The sequence below is a fragment of the Odoribacter sp. N54.MGS-14 genome (assembly GCF_000980295.1).
Lineage (GTDB): Bacteria > Bacteroidota > Bacteroidia > Bacteroidales > Marinifilaceae > Odoribacter > Odoribacter splanchnicus.
Window position 1 is genome coordinate 1 of sequence record NZ_LARL01000023.1, and the last position, 21976, is coordinate 21976.

Annotated in this window: 15 protein-coding genes; 5 read left to right on the plus strand and 10 right to left on the minus strand. The window is 44.2% G+C overall.

The window, feature by feature from the left end:
- A partial coding sequence (locus WS42_RS06740; protein WP_046450889.1) for a site-specific integrase occupies window positions 1-1174 on the minus strand: 1174 nt, incomplete at its 3' end.
- Window positions 1175-1473: 299 nt separating this feature from the next.
- On the opposite strand from WS42_RS06740, the gene WS42_RS06745 reads away from it, so the two are divergent.
- Both WS42_RS06745 and WS42_RS06750 read left to right on the plus strand, forming a co-directional pair.
- Complete coding sequence (locus WS42_RS06745; protein WP_022159312.1) at window positions 1474-3159, plus strand: AMP-binding protein; 1686 nt, start codon at window positions 1474-1476, stop codon at window positions 3157-3159.
- 137 nt (window positions 3160-3296) lie between these two features.
- A complete protein-coding gene (locus WS42_RS06750) occupies window positions 3297-5933 on the plus strand; it encodes a transglutaminase-like domain-containing protein (protein WP_046450890.1) in 2637 nt (878 codons plus the stop codon).
- A gap of 509 nt (window positions 5934-6442) precedes the next feature.
- Here WS42_RS06750 and WS42_RS06755 read toward each other — a convergent pair.
- From WS42_RS06755 to WS42_RS06770, 4 genes are read right to left on the minus strand one after another with little or no spacing between them, the layout of a single operon-like run.
- Complete coding sequence (locus WS42_RS06755) at window positions 6443-7192, minus strand: copper homeostasis protein CutC (RefSeq protein ID WP_046404578.1); 750 nt, start codon at window positions 7190-7192, stop codon at window positions 6443-6445.
- 15 nt (window positions 7193-7207) lie between these two features.
- The gene (locus tag WS42_RS06760) at window positions 7208-8509 is read right to left on the minus strand and encodes an alpha-L-fucosidase (RefSeq protein WP_013611287.1); all 1302 of its coding nucleotides are present in this window, start codon (window positions 8507-8509) and stop codon (window positions 7208-7210) included.
- A gap of 12 nt (window positions 8510-8521) precedes the next feature.
- Window positions 8522-9091, minus strand: a complete 570-nt coding sequence (locus WS42_RS06765) for a fumarylacetoacetate hydrolase family protein (protein WP_046450891.1) — start codon at window positions 9089-9091, stop codon at window positions 8522-8524.
- Complete coding sequence (locus WS42_RS06770; RefSeq protein ID WP_013611289.1) at window positions 9088-9663, minus strand: nitroreductase family protein; 576 nt, start codon at window positions 9661-9663, stop codon at window positions 9088-9090. Before WS42_RS06770 ends, WS42_RS06765 begins: the two co-directional genes overlap by 4 nt.
- Window positions 9664-9814: 151 nt before the next feature.
- Here WS42_RS06770 and WS42_RS06775 point away from each other — a divergent pair, with 151 nt between their 5' ends.
- Entirely contained in the window at window positions 9815-12631 is a 2817-nt protein-coding gene (locus WS42_RS06775) for a PD-(D/E)XK nuclease family protein (RefSeq protein WP_046450892.1), read from the plus strand.
- A 78-nt stretch (window positions 12632-12709) separates the two neighbouring features.
- Here WS42_RS06775 and WS42_RS06780 read toward each other — a convergent pair whose 3' ends face one another.
- The 5 genes from WS42_RS06780 to WS42_RS06800 form a co-directional block, all read right to left on the minus strand.
- Window positions 12710-12931: a DUF2795 domain-containing protein gene (locus WS42_RS06780; protein ID WP_009135471.1), complete on the minus strand. Its 222-nt coding sequence runs from the start codon at window positions 12929-12931 to the stop codon at window positions 12710-12712.
- Between the two features lie 207 nt (window positions 12932-13138).
- Window positions 13139-14002 (minus strand): cation diffusion facilitator family transporter, encoded by an 864-nt coding sequence (locus tag WS42_RS06785; protein ID WP_046404041.1) that lies wholly within the window; start codon window positions 14000-14002, stop codon window positions 13139-13141.
- Window positions 14003-14011: 9 nt separating this feature from the next.
- Complete coding sequence (locus tag WS42_RS06790; protein ID WP_013611301.1) at window positions 14012-15790, minus strand: chloride channel protein; 1779 nt, start codon at window positions 15788-15790, stop codon at window positions 14012-14014.
- 42 nt (window positions 15791-15832) lie between these two features.
- Window positions 15833-16957, minus strand: coding sequence for a DUF4831 family protein (locus WS42_RS06795; protein ID WP_022159608.1), 1125 nt, complete (start codon window positions 16955-16957; stop codon window positions 15833-15835).
- A gap of 11 nt (window positions 16958-16968) precedes the next feature.
- Window positions 16969-18483, minus strand: a complete 1515-nt coding sequence (locus WS42_RS06800) for a bifunctional ADP-dependent NAD(P)H-hydrate dehydratase/NAD(P)H-hydrate epimerase (protein WP_022159609.1) — start codon at window positions 18481-18483, stop codon at window positions 16969-16971.
- 93 nt (window positions 18484-18576) lie between these two features.
- Between WS42_RS06800 and WS42_RS06805 the strand changes: the two genes are divergently transcribed.
- Window positions 18577-20136 (plus strand): peptide MFS transporter, encoded by a 1560-nt coding sequence (locus tag WS42_RS06805; protein WP_022159610.1) that lies wholly within the window; start codon window positions 18577-18579, stop codon window positions 20134-20136.
- A gap of 88 nt (window positions 20137-20224) precedes the next feature.
- A complete protein-coding gene (locus WS42_RS06810) occupies window positions 20225-21913 on the plus strand; it encodes a peptide MFS transporter (RefSeq protein WP_022159611.1) in 1689 nt (562 codons plus the stop codon).
- Window positions 21914-21976: the final 63 nt, after the last annotated feature.

Below are 21976 nucleotides of genomic sequence, written 5' to 3' on the forward strand. Positions count from 1 at the left end.
TCGTCAGGTCATTGTCAAGTTTCTGCGTGGTTATCTTCGCATAGATTTGAGTCGTGACAATGTTCGTGTGTCCCAGAACACGGCTCACGCTTTCAATGGGCATCCCCTTGCTAAGAGCCAGTGTTCCAAACGTATGACGTGCGCAATGGTAGGAGATATGCTTCTCTATTCCGCATTCCGCCATTACCTTTTTCAGCTGTTTGCACATCGTCCAATAGTTGATTTTCCCGAAAACCAGCTTGTCTTCCGACAGATACTTGTACCGTTCGATTATCTGCAAGGGAATATCCAGCAACTTCACTTGGAACGGGACATTTGTCTTGTGCCGTTTCGACAATATCCATTTCTCACCGTTCACCTCCACTATTTCATCCGTTGTGAGTTCTTTCATATCCACGAAAGACAAGGCGGTGAAGCAGGCGAAAATGAACAGGTCTCGCACCAATGCGAGGGTGGGGTTGTCAAACTCGTGCGCCATGATTCTTTTGATTTCGTCCTCTGTCAGATACTCCCGTTCCTTAACATTCGGGCTGATATGGAACTGCGCAAACGGATTTCTCGGTATCAGTCCGTTATAGTGCGCACGCATGACCACGCCTTTCAGCCACATGCAGTTCAGCCAGATGGTGGCGTTTTTCAGTCCCCGTTCAGCCGTAAGATAAGCCGCAAACTCCTTGATGAAGTCGGGTGTAAGTTCCAGCATGGACATGTCCGTCCGTCTGTAGAATGACTTGATAAAGGCTGCGACATAGTTCCTTGCCCTTACCATTACCTTGTATGTGCCGATGCTGCGGTCTTTGCCGACACGTTTCAGGAAGTTGGCGCAATCCTTGTCAAAAGCCTTTATCAGTGTCTCATACTCGCTTCCTACCCCTTGGTAGGCATTGCGCACCATTTCAGCCGTTACGTATGCCTCTCGGTCGGATATGCGCTGATAGTGCTTGATGATTTGCGCCTTGATGTTGTCCAATGCCAGATTGATGTTCCGTGCTTCGGCACTCTTGCCTTTGGCTCGGTTGCCTTTCGCATCCCAAAGGGTTTTCGGGATGGTCTGCTTGCAACTGAACTGCGCCACAGTACCGTTGATTGTCACTCGTCCCATGATGGGGACAATACCGTCTTTCTCCTTGCTGCCGTTCACGTAGAACAGCACTTTGAATGTACTTCTTGCCATACTCGTTTTTTGTTTGCAAAGTTAAATATCAACGAGTTAGACCTTGATACGCAAATCGGTGACAAACGGTGCAATAGCATCTCTCATATGTTAAATCTTACTCTTTCACGGGTAATGATTTGCAAACCATTCTTCTTCTTAAATCCGCTTTTCTTTGCGTTTTCCGATTTTTCGGCTTGTCATCATTTGACACCGTAACAACTCTGATATTAAGTCGTTTAGCGTCATTTCTCCCGCTTTTCGAGGTTATTCCAGAGATTTTGTGTAACTTTGTGAGCAAATTGCAACTATTAAATATAATGCTCTTAAAGAAATTGACTTTACCGGAACTCCTTTCTAACAGCTGTTCCAAATTCAAGAACAATTTATCTTTGAACTTTGTTCAAAGTGGCAAACGAACTTACCAGGACTTCTATAACGAAGTAACTTCGATAGCTAATTATCTTCTTTCATCCGGCATTCAAAAAGGTGATAAAATAGCAATTTTAAGTGCTAACATGCCGAATTGGGGTATTACTCAATTTGCTATTGCCCGGATCGGCGCTATTGCAGTACCGGTTCTTCCGGGTTTCAGCAGTATAGAAATACAAAATATTTTAGAACATTCGGAATCTAAAATCATCTTTGTATCTAAATTGCTTTATAAATTAGTCGCCGATATAAAGACGAGTTATCTGGAACAAAAGATTCTGATGAATACTTTCGCCCGGATTCCGGAAGACTATCCGGTAGAAGCGATCGACAAACTGGAGAACAATATCGGTCTGGATAACCTGACTCCCCTTCCTGCAATACAAGTAGAAGAAGAAGATACGGCTTCGATCATCTATACGTCAGGAACTACAGGTTTTTCCAAAGGGGTGGAATTAACTCACCGTAATCTGGTCTGGAATGCGCGGCAATGTGCTACGATCCAACCTGTAAGTATCCAAGACCGTTTTCTCAGCATTTTACCTTTGGCCCATACCTACGAAAATACCCTGGGCCTGTTACTACCGGTGATGTTCGGAGCTCAGATTTATTATCTGGACCGTGTACCGACACCTAAATTATTGGTACCTGCCATGCAGAAGATAAGGCCTACGGTTATGTTATCCGTACCTTTGATCATCGAAAAAATATATAAAACCCAGGTATTGCCTAAATTTACTTCGTCTGCCTTGATGAAGACCTTATACAATTTCGGGCCTACCCGGAAATTATTCAATCGGCTGGCCGGAAAAAAACTGATGCAGACTTTCGGGGGAAAAATCGTTTTCTTCGGTATCGGTGGTTCGAAAATAGATCCTGTAGTAGAACGTTTTCTCAGAGAGGCTAAATTCCCTTATGCCATCGGTTATGGTTTGACAGAGACTTCTCCGATGTCCGCAGGTTCTGCTCCCCGGGGAACCTTCTTACAGGGCGTAGGTCCTGCCATGGAAGGGGTGCAAATCAAAATCAACGAACCGGATAAAACCGGCCAGGGAGAGATCTGGATCAAAGGTCCCCATGTTATGAAAGGCTATTATAAAAAACCGGAATTAACTCAGGAAGTATTCAGCGAAGACGGCTGGTTTAAGACCGGAGATTTGGGTTCTTTCGACCGCAAAGGGCGGCTTTCGATCCGCGGACGAATCAAAACCATGATATTAGGTTCTTCCGGTGAAAACATCTATCCCGAAGAAATCGAATCGATCATCAATAATTTCCGTTTTGTCAATGAATCGCTGGTTGTAGAATCCAAAGGGAAATTAGTGGCTATGGTACATTTCAATATGGAAGAACTGGAAAAACAAGTCCAAAAAATAAAAAGCCAGGCCGGAAATTACAAAACCGCTATCAATGACTATATAGAAGAGCAGAAAAAAGAATTATTCGAATATGTAAATTCAAGGGTAAACAATTTTTCCAAGCTTCAATTAGTGCTGGTACAGCATGAACCCTTTGAAAAAACACCGACACATAAGATTAAACGTTTCCTCTACAATAACATCAATATCAAGTAAGGGTTTACGGTTAAAACAGTAATAACGGTGACAGCAGTTAAAACGGTTTAAGACTGTATTGTCACCGTTTCCTTTTGATTAATTTTGGGGGTTATTATTCATTCGGCTAAATACAAACTTAATCTAAAAAACGATCTATGAATCTTACATTCAAACTGGCATTAGTTTTTTTTCTATTGCTTACCTTATCTTGTAAAGAGCAGCATTTATTCTCGGATCAATCGGAATTGGCAACAGTGACCCGTGATTTCGAAGACAAACAAAAAGCCCTCCCCCACGGGGACCTGTTCCGGATATTTACGACCTCATTGACTACCGAAGAACGTGAAGCCCTGATGTTTCTCTATGCCTACATGCCCATCGGAGATATCACCGACTATAGCGGGGATTATTATCTGATGAATGTCAGATATGCATTGAAAACCAGACAGGAAATGCCTTGGGGTAACCGGATTCCTGAACGGGAATTCCGCCACTTTGTTTTACCGGTGCGGGTCAATAACGAAAACCTGGACGAATCGCGGAAAGTATTTTACGAGGAATTGAAAGAGCGGGTAAAAAATCTTTCACTTTACGATGCGATACTCGAAGTCAACCACTGGTGTCACGAGAAAGTGATCTATACTCCTTCTGATTCCCGCACCAGTTCGCCCTTAGCATCGGTTAAAACCGCCTATGGACGTTGTGGTGAAGAATCGACCTTTCTGGTTGCCGCTCTCCGTTCTGTAGGAATCCCGGCACGTCAGGTTTATACCCCCCGCTGGGCGCATACCGACGATAACCATGCCTGGGTAGAAGCCTGGGTAGACGGACAATGGCATTTTTTGGGAGCTTGCGAACCGGAACCGGTATTGGATTTAGGCTGGTTCAATGCACCGGCGAGCCGGGGGATGCTGATGCACACCAAAGTATTCGGTCGCTACAACGGCCCGGAAGAAGTCATGAGTCGAACCTCCGGTTATACCGAAATCAATGTTATCGGCAATTATGCCCCGACGACACAGGCAACAGTTACCGTCACAACGCCGGATAACCAACCGGTAAAAAATGCACAAGTCGATTTTAAACTATATAATTACGCAGAGTTTTACACCGTAGCATCTAAAACGACAAATGACCAAGGCAAAGCCTCTTTATCAGCCGGAAAAGGAGATATGCTGGTCTGGGCTACCGACGGCGAACGATTCGGATACGGCAAACTCTCTTTTGCAAAAGATGCTGCAATCACCATCATCCTGGATAAACAAGCCGGGGAGGTAAGTACCCTAGCACTCGACATCGTACCTCCGGCCGAGCATGTCAACCCGGTTACCGTTACCCCGGAACAACGGGCAGAGAACACCCGCCGGATGGCAATGGAAGATTCGATCCGCAATGCCTATACAGCCACTTTTATAAATGCCGGACAAGCTGACGACATCGCCGACGAGTTAGGTTTACCTTCAGCCCCTTTGACGAAACTTCTTATTGCCAGCCGGGGTAACCACGACCAGATACTCGGTTTCCTGCGCCATACACCGAAAGCTCAGCGAGTTCAGGCGTTGCAATTATTGCAAGTGATTTCTGACAAAGACCTGCGTGATACTCCCGAAGCCGTACTCAAAGACCACCTGCAACACACGCCGGTATCTGAAAATCCCTTATTCGACGCGTATATCCTGAATCCACGAATAGCCAATGAAATGCTTACAGCCTATAAAGACTTTTTTCAAAAAGCGATATCTCCCGGGTTAGCCGAAAAAATCAGGGAAAACCCTTCCTTCTGGACCCAATGGTGTATTAAAAATATTTCAATCCGGGACGAACTGAATCCGCAGCATATTCCGATGATGCCTCAAGGAGTCTGGAATTCCCGGATTGCCGACCAGCATTCCAGAGCTATTTTTTATGTAGCAGTTTTGAGGAGTCTGGGTATAGCCTCACGTATCGACGAAGTAACCGGTAAAACCCAATATGCCGGAACCGACAGTAAATGGCAGGACGTCGATTTCACTGCCACAACCGAAGCAAATATTCCACAAGGGAAATTGGTTGCCACTTACAAGCCTGTAAAAGCACTCACCAATCCCTTATATTATTCTCATTTCACCCTTTCGAAATATCATAACGGAACATTTCAACTATTGACTTTTCCCGAAGACAACAGTAGTAATTGGGAGAACCTCTTAAAGCACCCGATGTCCCTGGACACCGGATACTATATGCTGGTTACCGGTACCCGATTAGCCAGCGGCGGTGTACTGAGTAATACGACATTTTTCAATATCGAAGAAGGAAAAACGACCACAACCGAACTCATCATGCGGGAAAATCCGGATGAAGTGAAAGTGATCGGCAGTTTGAATTCGGAAGCTTTCTTCCTTCCGGCAAATAGCTCTACCCCTCAGAGTATCCTGCAAACCACCGGACGCGGATATTTCATTATCGGTATACTAGGGGCCGGTCAGGAACCGACGAACCACGCCTTACGGGATATAGCGGCTTTAAAACAGGATTTCGAGACATGGGGACGAGGCATGGTATTGCTTTTCCCGGATGAAAAACAGTTAAAAAGTTTTCATCCCACAGAATTTCCGAATCTCCCCGGTACTATTACTTTAGGAGTAGACCAAAATCAGACGATACAAAAAATGATTCAGGAAAATATGAAACTATCGCATGACAATCTGCCGATTTTCGTCATCGCCGATACGTTCAACCGGATCGTTTTTATCTCCCAAGGCTATACAATCGGATTAGGAGAACAATTGATGAAAACGATACATAAATTATAGTTAAAACACAGGTTTATATTTTTCTTTCTATTCGATTCCAGGTTTTATACCGTCAGACCGGTTCGCCTGGAACGATCCGGTAAGGCCTTCCTTCACTGACCGGCGGAACTCCTCGCAAACTCGTCAGACACCACCGGTCGGACGTTCGGAAAACCTAACCGGATCCTCGTTCCTGCTCCAATGGTCTTCCGGCATAAAACCCTTCATCTAACGGCAGAGCAAACCGGCAAAGAAAGGAGAAGGAAAAGATTAGCTTTCCACGCAGTGATAACGGGAGTCGGAGGTGTTCGTGTTCGGGGACCATTGGAGCTCTGGCGAGTGTCGTCTTGCTTTTTCTGACCGACCGGTGGTGTCTGACGGAAACGTAACGTAAAGTTTTTTGCGAAGTGAGGAGTTCCGCCGGTCAGTGAAAGAAAAAGCCAGATGACCGACAGAAGCGACCGGTCTCCGAACACGAACACCTCCGACGAATAAGTAACGAACCTACATTATCTCAGGCCTTCAAGTCGTCAGTACTCCAGCCTCCGGATCACTTCCTCCACCTTCTCGCTACTACTTACCTCACGTCCGTACTCATCCACTTGCACCGTACCTCCCATTGAAACAGCCGGATTGCGATAAACCATATCGCTCCCGAGGCGGATACGGGCAGAAAGATGGAATTCGAAGGCACCGGTGCTTTCGGCAATCTTCCGCACATTAGCCGCATTGACCCCGCACCCGGGCATAATAATTACGTTCCGGGCCCGGGCCACCAATTCTTTCAGCAAAGGCACTCCGGTTTCAGCAGAATTACTTTGTCCGGAAGTCAGAATTCGTGCACACCCGAGCTTTTCGATCGTCTGCAAAGCCTGAAAAGGATCACGGCACATATCGAAAGCCCGGTGAAACGTCACCGACATTTCTCCGCAAGCAGCCATTAATTTTCTCATAACGCCTTCGTCCACTTCTCCTTCACGGGTCAGACAACCCAAAACGACTCCATCGACACCCAGTTTTCGTGCCATTTCTATATCCCTGTACATCACTTCAAGTTCATCCTCCCGGTATAGGAAATCGCCCCCTCGTGGACGCACGATCACATGCATCCCTGCAGGCATCAACTCTCTTACTAAACAAATCTCACCATACGAAGGAGTCGTTCCTCCCTCCGGCATTCCGGCACAAAGCTCTATCCGATCCGCCCCACCTGCAAGAGCAGCTCTCACACTCTCCACAGAATTAGTACAAACCTCTATTTTAAAATCCTGACGTCGCATACAACTATCTGTCTATTATTTTATGGTCAATTCGATCACGTAATCCAGCTCGGCAGGCACTTCAGCCAACTCCAAAACTACCCCATTCTTATCTTGTGAGAACTTCACCGGTTTCCGGTCTTTAAATACGACAGCACTTTTCACTTTCCCTGTCGTCAAAGGCAAAAACAATCCTTTATCAGGCAAATTCAGAATATGTACATACAGCTTATCTCCTTTGCGGGTTGTTACCCCCCAATCTCTGGGACTGATATCTCCCCCCCGTGTTCCATAAATCGTCTCTCCATATTGCTTCGTCCACTCTCCGATTGCTTTCAGTCTTTCGAGTGCAGCAGCAGGCAATTCCCCGTTAGGCTGCGGTCCGATATTCATCAGGAGGTTTGCATTTCTACCGGCAGCTTTCACCAGATAATGGATCAAGGTTTTCACCGATTTATAATTCTGGTCTACAATTTTATACCCCCACATGCCATTCATCGTCTCGCAAGTCTCTAACGGCAAACGGCTGATGTCCTGTCCGGACAATCCGGCATTATTCTCTCCGGGCAAATCCCGTTCAAAAATCTGAATATCTTCACCGGCAAAAGGTACCTGGTGATGGTTATTACCGATCAGACAAGCCGGTTGTAACCGATGGATCATGGCATATTGCTCAGGCAACTGCCAATCGAATCCGGGATCCTGATCATGGTCCCACCAACCGTCGAACCATATGGCACCGATCGGTCCGTAATTGGTCAGTAACTCAGTAATCTGATCGTTCATAAACTGATAATACGTTTTCCATTCTCCATGGGTCGTACGTCCCGTACCACGTCCGGTCCGCCCCAACGGATAATAATCGTCCCGGTCCCAATCCAGATGAGAATAATAAAGATGCAATTTTATCCCTTGTTTATGACATTCTTCTGCCAATTCCTTCAAAACATCCCTGCCGAAAGGTGTCGCCTTGACGATGTTGTAATCCGTAAACCGGGAATCGAACATAGAAAACCCCTCATGATGCCGGGTAGTAAAACAAATATATTTCGCACCGGCCGCTTTTATTGCAGCCACCCATTCAGCCGCATCGAAACGGGAAGGATAAAAAGCAGAAGCCAACTTGCGATATTCCATGTGGTCCAGGTTCTGGTTCGTCATCACCCATTCTCCCTGAGCCAACATACTATACAACCCCCAATGTAAAAAAATACCGAATTTACTATCCTGAAATTCTTTCCGGGCTTCCAGATTTTCAGGAGACGGTACATAAGCATCCTGAGCCTTTCCACCCAAACAGAGCAGAAGTAATCCTAATACAACAAATCTTTTTTTCATAATTATGGTTATTTATTTAATTCTAAAATCCAGCATCGTCTTTCCATCCAATGTCATTTGCACTTTATCGCCCGGTCTGAGTCCCCGGAAACGGAAGGGGTGTCCGCAAAACAGATAATCACCGATTTTCAATGTATGAAACTCAGACGCAAAAGCAATCAATTTTTCAATACCCACCGGTAAATGCTGTCTATTCCCGAAAGTAACGGCTTCACCGTTGACCTTCATTTCATAGTTTGCCTCCCTGGCTTCCTCTATACCCAACAAAGCACTGATAGCACAAGAGCTGTCAAAAGAGGCTGCCATGATCCCGGGTAATTTTTTTGCAATCAGCTGTTCCTCCAGCGAATCGGCATAAAACCGGACTCCGACTCCGATCTCTTCAAAATAACGGCCGGCAAACCGTTCTCCCACACTTTTTCCCAACTTACAAATTCTGACAACCAACTGAGGCACACCGCTCACTTGTTGTGTATAATCCGGTATATAAAAATCCCCGTTATTCCTCAACAGCACATCATCCCCCACCGGTACGACAGCCACCTCTCCGGCGTCGTTATATTCCGCACACAGTATTTTCATACTTCAATCTTATAAATCAAACTACCGGCTTCCCGTTTAGGTACGTGATGGCCACCTTCAGCATCCCTCCAATACCGATAATCCTCCCCTTTCATTTGTTCCAGCACCACCTTTTCTTTCGGTTTTCCCAAAGCAATCACGTAGTTGATTTTCAGCTCTTCGGGTAAGTGAAACAGACGACGTAAATCTTCATTCCGGAAAGCCTTGATTATACAGCCTCCCCACCCCTTTTCTACCGCTCCCAATAAAATCGTCTGGGCCTGAATGCCGTCATCGCACAAACAATTTTCAACAATCCGGGTATCTAACAACTGGATCAGGTAAGCAGCCGGACGTTCTCCTTCTTCAGGTCCGTCCCAATCTTTCAGATATCCCGCCCAAGCCAGCTGAGGAAAAACCTCCGCACACTTTTCCTCCTCATGAACAATTACATATTTCAAGGCTTGTGCATTCCGGGCGGAAGCACACAAACAAGTCAAACCGACCAATTCTGTCAATTCTTCCTCTGAAATCCGTACCTCTTGCTCAAACCGCCGATAGCTACGATTTCTCAATAATAAATCTTTCAACATATCTGTTTACTTTCAGGTTTATCCTATTTTTGCTGTTTTAATCACTATAAATTGTAAATTTGCCGATATCAGTAGTCCCTACTGACTATTCAACAAAAATAACAACAAAATACAATAAGCCCAAATAACCCTTTAACTTTTAATTCGATATATGGCTTCTTTTCTTCAGTTACTGGCAAAGGATATTATCCGGAAATACGGTACGGATTTCGCCGATCTGACTATTATTTTTCCTAATAAAAGAGCCGGTCTCTTTTTGGCCGAAGAACTCTCCCGCCAAATCGACCGTCCGGTGTGGATGCCGGAGATCCTGACCTTGACAGAATACATCGAAAAGCATTCGGGTCTGAAAAAAGCCGAAACACTTTCTTTAATTATCAAACTCTACAAATCTTATACGGCCGTATCGGGCTCTTCCGAGAAATTCGAAGATTTCTATTTTTGGGGAAATATGCTACTGGCTGATTTCGACGATATCGACAAATACCTGGTAGATGCCAAAGATCTTTTTTCTAATCTGATAGCACTCAAAGAATTGGATTTGAACTTTCCGTATCTGACCGAAGAACAAATCAAGGCCATACACCGATTCTGGAAGAGCTTCAATCCGGAAAAATTCAGCCGGGAACAACAAGAATTCCTAAAAGTGTGGGATAAATTATATGCCACCTATACTCATTTCAAAACTCACCTGGCTGAAACCGGAATCTGCTATGAAGGAATGAACGAACGGTATTTTTGCGAACATATAGAAACCTATGCCCATCCTGCACATATATTAATCGCGGGTTTCAACGCTTTGAACTTATGCGAAAAAAAGATCTTTTCGTTTTGGCAAGATTTGGGAATAGCCCGCTTCTACTGGGATTACGATATTTATTATACTGCTGATGAACATCAGGAAGCAGGCCATTATATCCGGGAGAATCTAAAGCTGTTTCCGAACGAATTGGATATCGAACATTTCAATAACTTCAGATACAACGGCAAAACCATCGAATACCTGGCTGTCCCCTCGACGATCGGTCAGGCCAAGCTTCTTCCTGCCCTGACCGAAAGTCTCCGGGAAGAGAATCCGCGACAGACAGCCATCGTGTTATGTGAAGAACAGATGCTGATTCCCGTGATGCATTCGATTCCGGAGTATTTCTCAAAAATCAATGTTACGATGGGTTATCCGGCACGCAACACTTCGGTGGCGGCCCTCATTTCTATGTTATGCGATTTAAAAAATTATGCCAGGCAGGAAGGCGACACCACCTACTACTATTACAAACCGGTCATCGCTCTGCTGAATCACAAATTAATCAAAGACCTATGTTCTGAAGAGATTCAGCAAATCACCAACTATATCAATCAAAAGAACATCGTCTATGTTATAGAAAAAAGTTTACACTTTCATGAGCTCACCCGAGCTATTTTTTCCTCCGATCAGCACGAAAAGATACCTGTATATCTACTGAAAATCCTGAATTTGCTGACCCGGTCGGTATTGAAAGAAGAAGCCGATCCTATCGAAAAAGAATTTGTCTTTACGGTATATACCCAAATCCAAAACCTACAAAATACATTCGAAGAAGAAGGCATCGAGCCGGAGAACAAACTTTATATGCAAATCATCAATAAAGTGATCGGTAATCTCAGTATTCCTTTTTCGGGAGAACCTCTGGAAGGCTTACAACTGATGGGATTAATGGAAACCCGTATGCTGGATTTCAATCATCTGATCATCCTTTCGGCCAACGAAGGTATTTTACCCAAGACCACACTTCCCGCTTCGTTTATTCCTTATAACCTCCGATTCGGTTTCCGTTTGCCCACCCCCGAACACCAGGACGCTGTTTTCGCCTATTACTTTTACCGGCTTTTACAACGTTCCAGAGACATTCATATTTTATATACTTCAGGCGTAAAAGGGATGAACGGAGGGGAAATGAGTCGTTTTCTCTATCAAATCAAATATGAATCGGGACTTACCGTAGCGGAAAGGAATTTCCAAAACCCGATTTCTACCCAAAATCCCAAAGAAATCAGAATCGGTAAAACCCCGCCGATACTCCATATTCTGGAGCGGTATACCCGATCGGAGGATCAGACGATCTCTCCTTCGGCCCTAAACACTTATATGGAATGTTCCCTGAAATTTTATTTCAAATACATAGCACAAATAAAAGAGAAAGAAGAACTGGCCGAAGAACTGGATCACCGTCTTTTGGGAAATATCTTTCACGAATGCTCCGAATCACTGTATGCCACGATACCTGGAGGCGAAATCACGAAAGCGGCCATCGATACCATTCTGGCTAACGGATCTCTGATCGAAGCACACATCCGCCGTTCTTATCTAAAAGTATACGACCCGAAAATTTCCAGGCTGATCGATAGCGGCAGCAACGAACTGATCCTGGGAGTAATCAAAAAATACCTCCGGGAGATGTTTTCTTACGATAAAAAGATATGTCCTTTCCGGTTGCTGGCTATGGAGAACCGTTTTCACGTGCCTGTAAAAATCGGTATCGAAGGCCAGGAAAAGACAGTTTTCGTCGGAGGTTTCATCGATCGCATAGACCGTACCGATCAAGGCATCCGGGTAATAGACTACAAAACAGGAGCCGATACGACGGCTTTCAAAACTATCGCTTCGGTTTTCGATCCGGCAAATCCTACCCGGAATAAAGCAGCTTTTCAGACCATGGTGTATTGCCTGATGTACGATCATGTGCATCCCAGCGAACAGCCTCTGATCCCTGGAATTTACAGTACCAAACTGTTGTTCGGAAAAGATTATGATTTCCGGTTAAAATGTGATAAAGAGCTGATACAAAATTTCCGGTATTATCAGCAGGAATTTTCGGATCATCTCCGGCAGTTACTGGAAGAATTATTCTCCCCGGAACATCCTTTTTGCCAAACCGATAACGAAAAGAAATGCCGGACCTGCAGTTATGCCGGAATATGCCGCAGGTAAAAACGAGAAAGGCCACCGTTTAGCAGTGGTCTTTCATTTCGTAATTCATTGTTTCAGCTCATTCCAGCGTCTTTTGTATCAATACTCGTCCTCATTGAAGAAGAAATCATCTTTACTGGGATAGTCAGGCCAAATGTCTTCAATACTTTCGAAAATTTCTTCATCATCCTCTATATCCTGAAGATTTTCGATAACTTCCATAGGCGCTCCCGAACGAATTGCGTAATCGATTAATTCATCTTTAGATGCAGGCCATGGTGCATCTTCCAATTTTGAAGCAAGTTCCAGTGTCCAATACATAGCTATATAGTTTTTTTAGCGTTCCCATAAAATTTTCGCAAAAGTAAGTTTTTTTTGGTAATATACAAGTATAAAACAACTAAATTAATAGTAGCCCCCAATTTTAGATTTGCGATTTCCACATCTAATCTCCCCTGCTTCTCCTGACAGAACTGGTTAGCGGGTGATTTATAATCTAGTTTTACAACGATACGAAGGTTTATAAAGTTACATTTTCAAGGGTTCGATATGGATAGTCGCATCGATCTTCAATTCTGTTTTTATCTGCATTTCGATAAGGGTAGCTTTTCTATGAGCTTCCTCCACGGTCTCTTCCCCGGGCACTTTGATATGAAAAGTGAATTCGATATGGTCCCCATAATGATGAATGTGGTAATGATGCGGATAAGCCACATTTCCCATTTCAGCTTTCACGATCTGTTCTACTTTCCCGATCACTTCTTCCGAAGGTTCTTCTCCTAAGATTTTATTTACTGCTTCGCGAATAATCCCATAGGCGGCATAGAATAACATGAAAGATATCAACATACCCAATACACTGTCGATCCACCAGAAATAGGGGCTGAGAAAAAGTCCGGCCAAAACCATCAGTGACGATAAAGCATCGCTCCGGTGATGCCATCCGTCCGCTTTTACAGCAGCGTTACCGGTTTTACGGGCGATATAAAAAGCATAGCGGGCCAATCCTTCTTTTAAGACAATCGAAGCAACCGTAGCCAGATAAGCCAACCAGCCGAAATCAGCCGCCTCATGTCCCCTCAATTTTGCGATAGCGTCTTTCATAAACTCTACTCCGACCAAAGCCAACAGAATAGCGATAATCAATGCAGAGATTTGTTCCCAGCGGCCGTGTCCGAACGGATGCTCCTTATCCGGTTTCTTCGAGGATAATTTAATTCCAAGAATTACGACCAAAGAAGTCAGGGAATCCGAAAGGGTATGCCAGGCATCGGCAATCAAAGCAAGCGAGGCCGATGCAATACCGGCATAATATTTTAAAACAAACAAGAGTAGATTCAGAATAACGGAAACGAGTCCTTCCCGATACCCCAATTTTGAATGCTGATCCATATGATTCTATTATTCGTCGGAAAAATGTTGAAGCACCCTTCTGTAAGTGTTGAATATCTTTGCTTTCGAAACAAACCCGATATATCTTCCTTCCTCGATCACAGGTAAATTCCAGGCTCCTGTATCTTCAAATTTTTTCATAACCAGGTCCATCGAATCCGTCACATCGACAATCGTAGGTGGAGTTGTCATAAAGTCGCGGACAAAGGTGACATTGTACAAATCCTGATTGAACATGATCTTACGGATATCGTCCAGCAATACAATCCCCAGCAATGCTTCGTTTTCATCGATCACCGGGAAAATATTTCTACTGGAACGGGAAACTTTTTTCACCAGATCCCCCAAAGTAGCCTCTATGGATATCGTCTGTAAGTCGGTCTCGATGACTTTATTCAGCTTCATCAAAGTCAGCACGGCTTTATCTTTATTATGGGTAATCAGATCTCCTTTCATAGCCAGCCGACGTGCATAAATAGAGTAAGGCTCCATTCCCCGCCCCGTTAAATGGGCTGTCACCGAGGTTATCATCAAGGGCACCAGCAAACTATAGCCACTGGTAATCTCAGCGATCAGGAACATAGCTGTCAACGGAGAATTCATGACACCCGACATCACCCCGGCCATACCTGCCAATACAAAATAACTGACAGGAACCGTGATCACTCCGGTCATATTGATCAGGTAAGCAATCAGGAATCCGGTAACTCCCCCAGTGAACAAACTGGGAGCGAAAACACCTCCAACCCCCCCACTACCGTTGGTGAAAGCTGTAGCTACTACCTTGATAAATACCAAACCGATCACATACAAAACAACGACGAATGCATAGTTCCGGAAATCGAAAAAATAGGTATTGTTCAACAGTGCATCTGCATTATCGGTCAGCAAAGCTTCCAAAGAAGAGTATCCTTCACCGTAGAGAGGCGGAAAAATATAAATCAGCAAGCCCAATAATGCTCCTCCTACCAAAATTCTTTTGAATTGGTTCTTTATCCCGGTAATAAATTTCTCGATTCGGATATTCGTCCGGATAAAATATACAGAAACCAATCCACACAATATCCCCAGAATAATATAATACGGCACATTAGCCAAGGCAAAATGTTCGTGTACGGCGAATTCGAGGACCACCCCTTCGCCCATCAGAAAATATACAATAACGTAAGATGAAATGGCAGCAATCATCAAAGGCACCAAGGAAGCCATCGTCAGATCCAGCATCAGTACCTCCAGGGTAAATACGATACCGGCAATCGGAGCTTTGAAAATTCCGGCGATAGCCCCGGCTGCCCCACACCCGATCATCAAGGTCATCACCTTGTAGTTCATGTGGAAAAAACGGGCCATATTCGAACCGATGGAAGCACCGGTCAGTACAATCGTCGCTTCCGTTCCCACCGATCCTCCAAAGCCAATCGTAATCGTACTGGCAATCATGGAGGAGTAGTTATTATGAGGTTTGATCATACTATTACGCCGGGAAATCGCATATAATACCTTTGTCACCCCATGACTGATATCTTCCCTCACAAAATAACGAACAAACAGGGAGGTCAACCAAATCCCTATAAAAGGAAGAATAAAAAACAACAAACTTCCGCTATCTATCTGCAAACGTTCGGTCAGAAACTGGTGGGTATAATGGACGGAATTTTTCAGGAATACCCCGGCCAGTCCGGTGATAATACCAACCAGAAGACTCAGGATGACGATAAAATTCCTTTCTTTGATATGGCGTACCCGCCAACTCAAAAAACTCACATACCAGTTATTCCACCACGACATAATTCAAGTACTAATACTAATGCAGATAGCCTGTATCAGCGATTATTTTTTCCGAATACTTTTCAAGGATCCGAACTGCGGATAAAATTCCAGCATCAACCCTTCGCTACTAATCACATCCACAGGAAATTTCTTAATTTCTCCCAATTGAGGAACAATAGCAGGATAACTCATTATTTCTTCTTTCCCTTTCAGTAACTTCAACGTAGCTGTAGCAGGTACCCTATAATAAACAGCAGCCGCTTCACCTCCTCCACTCACCGGTGACGAAGCCGGAACCACAGCCTCTTCAATCTTCAGAAAATAAGCCTGAGCGGCAACATTTTTCGTATCTGTCACTCCGTTTTGTTCAGAAAACCGGAAAGCGACAACCGGTTCGTTAGCCTTTTCCGGAATACACTGGAATACCCGTTTTACCTTGACAGTTTCTCTTTTACCTAAGAAAAGACTCAGGTAGTTTTTTTCCATACGATCGAATTCTTTCAATATGATCTCTAAAGATTTTCCATCAGGAACATTATTTTCGGCTCCCAATAATTTTACTCTTTCCGAGCGAATCCGGAAAATCTCACTTACTGCTTCTTTTACATTGTCAGCATCGGTCTTAACAGCATAATGTACGATCGGATCCCAAATTCTCTTCATCTCACCGTCCACCTCCTGATAAGTATAATTGGTATCCAACACTTCTTTCAGCTGATTATAAGTATTCAGTTGCATGATATCGATCCTCTCTTCGTCCCCCAAGGCCTCGGCGATATACTTCATCTCTTTTTTTTCATTGAAAACTTCCCCTTTACCGGCAGCGATACCTGCCAGAAAACCTTCAGCACTAAGGCTCAGTGTCACCGGCCAATAATCCCCGTTGGCAGAAACAGAATACACCGCCTTTTCATCCGGAATATACTGTGGAAGAACATTTATTTTTTTTATGGCCCATTTTTCGGAGACTTGTGTCGCTTCAGGACGGATTCCCAATTCTTTCTCGGCATAATTCTGATAGGGTCCGGGAACAAAACGTTCGCATTCCAAGATGACCTCTACTTCATAGGCTACTTTAGGTAAAGTATAATTTACGTTCACTAACGTAGTCAGTTCTTTCTTTTTTTGAGCTGCGGCAGCCAGACAAACCACCAACATTAACGATACAATAAAAACTCTTTTCATAGTAATTGTTATTATTTTTCTAATCTTTTCCAGGCCTCTCCCATTCTCTCGGCTATCATTCCGGCACAACATCCTCTCCGGCCTTCTTTTTCCGCGACACAATCGCCGGCCAGCCCATGGGCAAAAACTCCTATCCGGAGCAAATCCAACAAATTCAATTTATTGGCAGCCAAAGCCAGCAGCACTCCTGTTAAAACATCCCCCGCCCCGCCTTTAGCCATTCCCGGATTACCACTCATATTGAAGAAAAGCCGGCGATCCGGAGTAGCGATAACGGAATGAGCTCCTTTCAACACGATATGCACCCGATATTGATTTGCAAAAATGCTTAATTTATTTAATCTCTCAAAATCATTTACACTTTTTCCTGCTAATCTTTCAAATTCTTTCATATGCGGAGTAAGAATACAGCCTTCATGGAGTAAATCCAATAACTCCCGGTGTTCCGCTATAATATTCAGCGCATCTGCATCCAGAATCGTCGTCCCTCTCCAGGTACGTAATAATTTTTCCAATCCACCGACAGTCTCCGGTCCTTGCCCTATAGCAGGTCCGACAGCAATCGCATCGTAATCTCTCAGTTTACAGACGGCAGAAAACCGTTCGGCCGATTCATCCGGATCAGGAATCGCTTCCGGCACAGTCGTCTGTATCACCTCGATTCCTTTACCCGGAATATGACAGTACAACAAACCGATACCCGAGCGTACAGCCGCTTTAGCCCCCAAAACAGCCGCCCCCATCATCCCATAACTGCCGGCGATCAACAGTCCTTTCCCATTAGTACCTTTATGAGCAAAAACCGGCGAAGGAGGTAAAATCGCTTTTACCGTATCTTCTGTCGTATAAAACCAATCGGTCGGTTGCCGAGCGATGATTTCAGGATGTAAGCCGATATCCAGCACTTCCCACCGGCCGACATACTTTTCATTCTCCGCCAGCATAAAGGCTAACTTCGGGAACTGAAAAGTAAAGGTATACTCTGCACAAACAATGGTTTCGGGATCGTTCCAGGTATTATCCTCCCCCGCTAACCCGGAAGGAATATCGACAGCCACCACCCGGTTAGCAGAAGCATTCATTTGCTTGATAATCCGGGCTGCCAAACCGGTTACCGGACGATTCAGCCCCGATCCGAAAATAGCATCGATCACGATTTCTCCCTTCTGTAACACCAAATCATCGGCCTGCTTTAATTCTTCCACCTTTCCCCTGGTCAACCAACGCCGATAATTCGCCTCACAATCGGGACTTCTATCCTGGGTTCCGGCAATCCGGAATACTCTGACCGGCACTCCCCGCCGATTCAATAATCTGGCAATCGCATATCCATCGCCACCATTATTCCCATTCCCGGCAATCACGACCACTCCTGCAACTTCAGTGAAAATTTTCAAAAAACGATCTGTCCAAATCCCGGCAGCCCGTTCCATCAAATCCAAAGAGCTTACCGGCTCATGCTCAATTGTATATTTATCAATCGCAGCCAGCTGAGCCGTTCGAAAAACTTTATTTAACTTTTCCATAACATTAACTCAATCGTTTTAAAGACGAAAAATACGGAAATATTCTTACATTTGCGACCGAAGTGGATTAATATTAACTTAAATACATTATCTATGTTTAAAAATCATCCTAAGGGGTTGCTCACTGCAGCTCTGAGTAATATGGGAGAACGCTTCGGCTACTATATCATGAATGCCGTATTGGTGTTGTTCCTGTGTTCTAAATTTGGTTTAAGCGAAGCCGCCAGTGGTACTATTTACTCATTCTTTTATGCTGGCATATATATTTTAAGTCTTGTCGGAGGGCTGATTGCTGACCGCACTCAAAATTACAAAGGAACTATTAAAACAGGTCTTGTTGTAATGGCTACCGGATACATTATTCTTTCCATTCCAATTCTTGCTACGGCAGCCAACACCACCTGGTTGCTGACCCTTACCTGTTTTGCACTTTTCCTGATTGCATTCGGAAACGGTTTGTTCAAAGGAAATCTGCAGGCAATTGTCGGCCAGATGTATGATAATTTCGAAGCCGAAGCTGCCAAGAAAGGCCCGGAGGCCCTCAAAATCGCAAAAGACAAACGGGACTCCGGATTCCAGATTTTTTATGTATTTATTAATGTGGGTGGATTGATCGCTCCATTCATTGCACCGGTATTACGCCAGTGGTGGTTGGGTGTAAACGGTTTCACTTACAATGCACAACTTCCGGCACTTTGCCATGAATATATTAACAACGCCGCTGCCATGGCTCCCGAAGCATTGGCGAACTTGCAACAATTAATAACTTCAGCCGGAGGTTCCATTGCTGACTTGACCGTTTCTTGCGCTCAATATTTACAGATTTTCAATGAAGGTATCCACTATTCATTCATTGCATCTGTTGCCGCGATGCTGATTTCTCTCATTATTTTCTTCGTCTCTCAAAAAACATTTCCTACTCCTGCAAAGAAAATTGCAGCTCAAAATGTAAGTTACACACCAGAAGAAAAAGCTGCTATGGCGAAAGAAATCAAACAAAGAATGTATGCGCTGTTCGCTGTATTGGGTATCGTTATCTTTTTCTGGTTCTCGTTTCACCAGAATGGTATGTCCTTATCATTCTTTGCCCGTGATTTCGTAGATTCGTCGGCCGTTGCACCAGAAGTATGGCAAGCGATCAATCCGTTCTTCGTAATTGCGCTGACACCTGTCATCATGGCCATTTTCGGAGGATTAGCAAAACGCGGTAAAGAAATTTCAACTCCCCGCAAAATTGCAATCGGTATGTTCATTGCAGGAACGGCATTCTTGTTCCTTGCCGTTTTTTCTCTGATAAAGGGTTATCCCTCCGCAAACGACTTCAAATTATTACCCATTGCAGAACAAATGGCAAACAAAGCTCATTGGTGGGTTTTGATTGCAACCTATTTCTTCCTGACGGTTGCTGAATTGTTTATCTCTCCGCTGGGACTGTCTTTCGTATCGAAAGTAGCACCTAAAAGTATGCTAGGTCTGTGTCAGGGTCTGTGGTTGGCGGCTACGGCTCTTGGTAACCTGTTGCTTTGGATTGGCCCGCTCATGTATAATGCATGGCCGATCTGGCAATGCTGGACAGTATTCTTTATTGTATGTCTCGTGTCCATGGGAGTCATGTTGGGTATGGTTAAATGGCTTGAAAGAGTCACAAAATAATAACAACGCTCTAAAACAACAAAGTCCTCTAAGCATTCATTGCCCCGGGGACTTTTGCTTTTAACCTACTAATTTAATTTATAATATTATGTTTCAAAACCAACCTAAAGGATTGTATGCCCTGGCTCTTGCAAACACAGGAGAACGTTTCGGGTATTACACGATGCTTGCTATCTTTACACTTTTCCTGCAAGCAAAATTTGGCTTCAGTTCAGCAGCTACATCAAACATTTTTGCGGGTTTCTTAGCCTTAGTTTATTTTTTACCCATCTTAGGGGGTATCCTGGCCGATAAATTCGGTTATGGTAAAATGGTAACAGCAGGTATCATCGTCATGTTTGCCGGTTATACCTGTCTTGCTATTCCTACCGGAGGGGATGCTTTTGGAGTTGCCGCTATGTTCGGGGCCCTTTTCCTGATCGCATTAGGTACCGGATTATTCAAAGGTAATCTCCAGGTAATGGTAGGAAACCTTTACGACGATCCTAAATATTCAGACAAACGGGACACAGCATTCAGTTTATTTTATATGGCGATCAATATCGGTGCTCTTTTTGCTCCGACAGCCGCTTCAAAAATCACAGAAAATTTCATGGCGAAAGCAGGCCTTAAATACCAAGGTGATATACCTGCACTTTGCCACGAATATCTGGAAAAAGGCCAGCAAATGGCAGCTAATTCCCTGGACACCCTGACTCATTTCGCACAGTCACAAGCTTCCGCATTCAACGGAGATCTGGCAACATTCGCTCATAAATACATCGACGAATTATCACTTTCTTACCACTATGGTTTCGCAGTGGCTTGTATATCTCTGATTGTATCTATGTTGATCTATCAGGTATTCAAGAGTACCTTCAAACATGCAGATATCAATACCAAACAAGCTGCAGCAAGCGGAAAACAAGAAAATATTGTCGAATTAACTCCGGAACAAACCAGATCCCGCATTACCGCTCTCGTACTGGTATTCGCCGTAGTGATCTTCTTCTGGATGGCTTTCCACCAAAACGGCCTTACCCTTACTTTCTTTGCCCGTGATTATACGGCCAGAACCGCCGATGGCGCTATAGGTATGAGCTTTAATGTTTTCAACCTGGTATTCGTGATTACTTTGATCTATAGTTTGTTCTCTCTGTTCCAGTCCAAAGAAGCGAAATCCAAACTGATATCGGCAGTTGTCGCAGTTATTTCTGTCAGCATATTAGTCTACAAATATTTGTCGTTAGCACCAGGTTCTTTCATTGAAGTTCTTCCTCAGATGTTCCAGCACTTCAATCCGTTCTTCGTTGTTGCTTTAACCCCTGTATCTCTTGCTGTATTCGGAGCTTTGGCCAAGCGAGGCAGCGAACCTTCGGCACCCCGTAAAATCGGTATCGGTATGTTTATCGCAGCTTTAGGATTTACCGTGATGGCTCTGTCTTCTATGGGACTTCCCACTCCCAATCCTGACGGAGCGACTGTTGTAGCTAATGATTTACTCGTATCTCCTTCTGTTTTGATCAATACCTACCTGGTATTAACCTTTGCCGAATTGTTCCTTTCACCTATGGGTATTTCATTCGTATCGAAAGTAGCCCCTCCAAAATACAAAGGTTTGATGATGGGTTTATGGTTCGGAGCAACTGCAGTCGGTAACTATCTGGTTTCTATCATCGGTATGCTTTGGGGTCACATGCCATTATGGGCATTATGGTCTATCCTCATCGTTTTGTGTCTGATCTCTGCATTATTCATCTTTATGATGATGAAACGTTTGGAGAATGCCACGAAATAATAAAATTTCTTTTAGCATTAAAAGAAGTCTAAAAAACAATAATTAAATAACAAAAGCTGCTCT

Bases quoted from the DNA above. Each gene is read 5' to 3' on its own strand.
- WS42_RS06745 (WP_022159312.1), top strand. From the start codon at position 1,474: ATGCTCTTAAAGAAATTGACTTTACCGGAACTCCTTTCTAACAGCTGT.
- WS42_RS06750 (WP_046450890.1), top strand. From the start codon at position 3,297: ATGAATCTTACATTCAAACTGGCATTAGTTTTTTTTCTATTGCTTACC.
- WS42_RS06755 (WP_046404578.1), bottom strand. From the start codon at position 7,192: ATGCGACGTCAGGATTTTAAAATAGAGGTTTGTACTAATTCTGTGGAG.
- WS42_RS06760 (WP_013611287.1), bottom strand. From the start codon at position 8,509: ATGAAAAAAAGATTTGTTGTATTAGGATTACTTCTGCTCTGTTTGGGT.
- WS42_RS06765 (WP_046450891.1), bottom strand. From the start codon at position 9,091: ATGAAAATACTGTGTGCGGAATATAACGACGCCGGAGAGGTGGCTGTC.
- WS42_RS06770 (WP_013611289.1), bottom strand. From the start codon at position 9,663: ATGTTGAAAGATTTATTATTGAGAAATCGTAGCTATCGGCGGTTTGAG.
- WS42_RS06775 (WP_046450892.1), top strand. From the start codon at position 9,815: ATGGCTTCTTTTCTTCAGTTACTGGCAAAGGATATTATCCGGAAATAC.
- WS42_RS06780 (WP_009135471.1), bottom strand. From the start codon at position 12,931: ATGTATTGGACACTGGAACTTGCTTCAAAATTGGAAGATGCACCATGG.
- WS42_RS06785 (WP_046404041.1), bottom strand. From the start codon at position 14,002: ATGGATCAGCATTCAAAATTGGGGTATCGGGAAGGACTCGTTTCCGTT.
- WS42_RS06790 (WP_013611301.1), bottom strand. From the start codon at position 15,790: ATGTCGTGGTGGAATAACTGGTATGTGAGTTTTTTGAGTTGGCGGGTA.
- WS42_RS06795 (WP_022159608.1), bottom strand. From the start codon at position 16,957: ATGAAAAGAGTTTTTATTGTATCGTTAATGTTGGTGGTTTGTCTGGCT.
- WS42_RS06800 (WP_022159609.1), bottom strand. From the start codon at position 18,483: ATGGAAAAGTTAAATAAAGTTTTTCGAACGGCTCAGCTGGCTGCGATT.
- WS42_RS06805 (WP_022159610.1), top strand. From the start codon at position 18,577: ATGTTTAAAAATCATCCTAAGGGGTTGCTCACTGCAGCTCTGAGTAAT.
- WS42_RS06810 (WP_022159611.1), top strand. From the start codon at position 20,225: ATGTTTCAAAACCAACCTAAAGGATTGTATGCCCTGGCTCTTGCAAAC.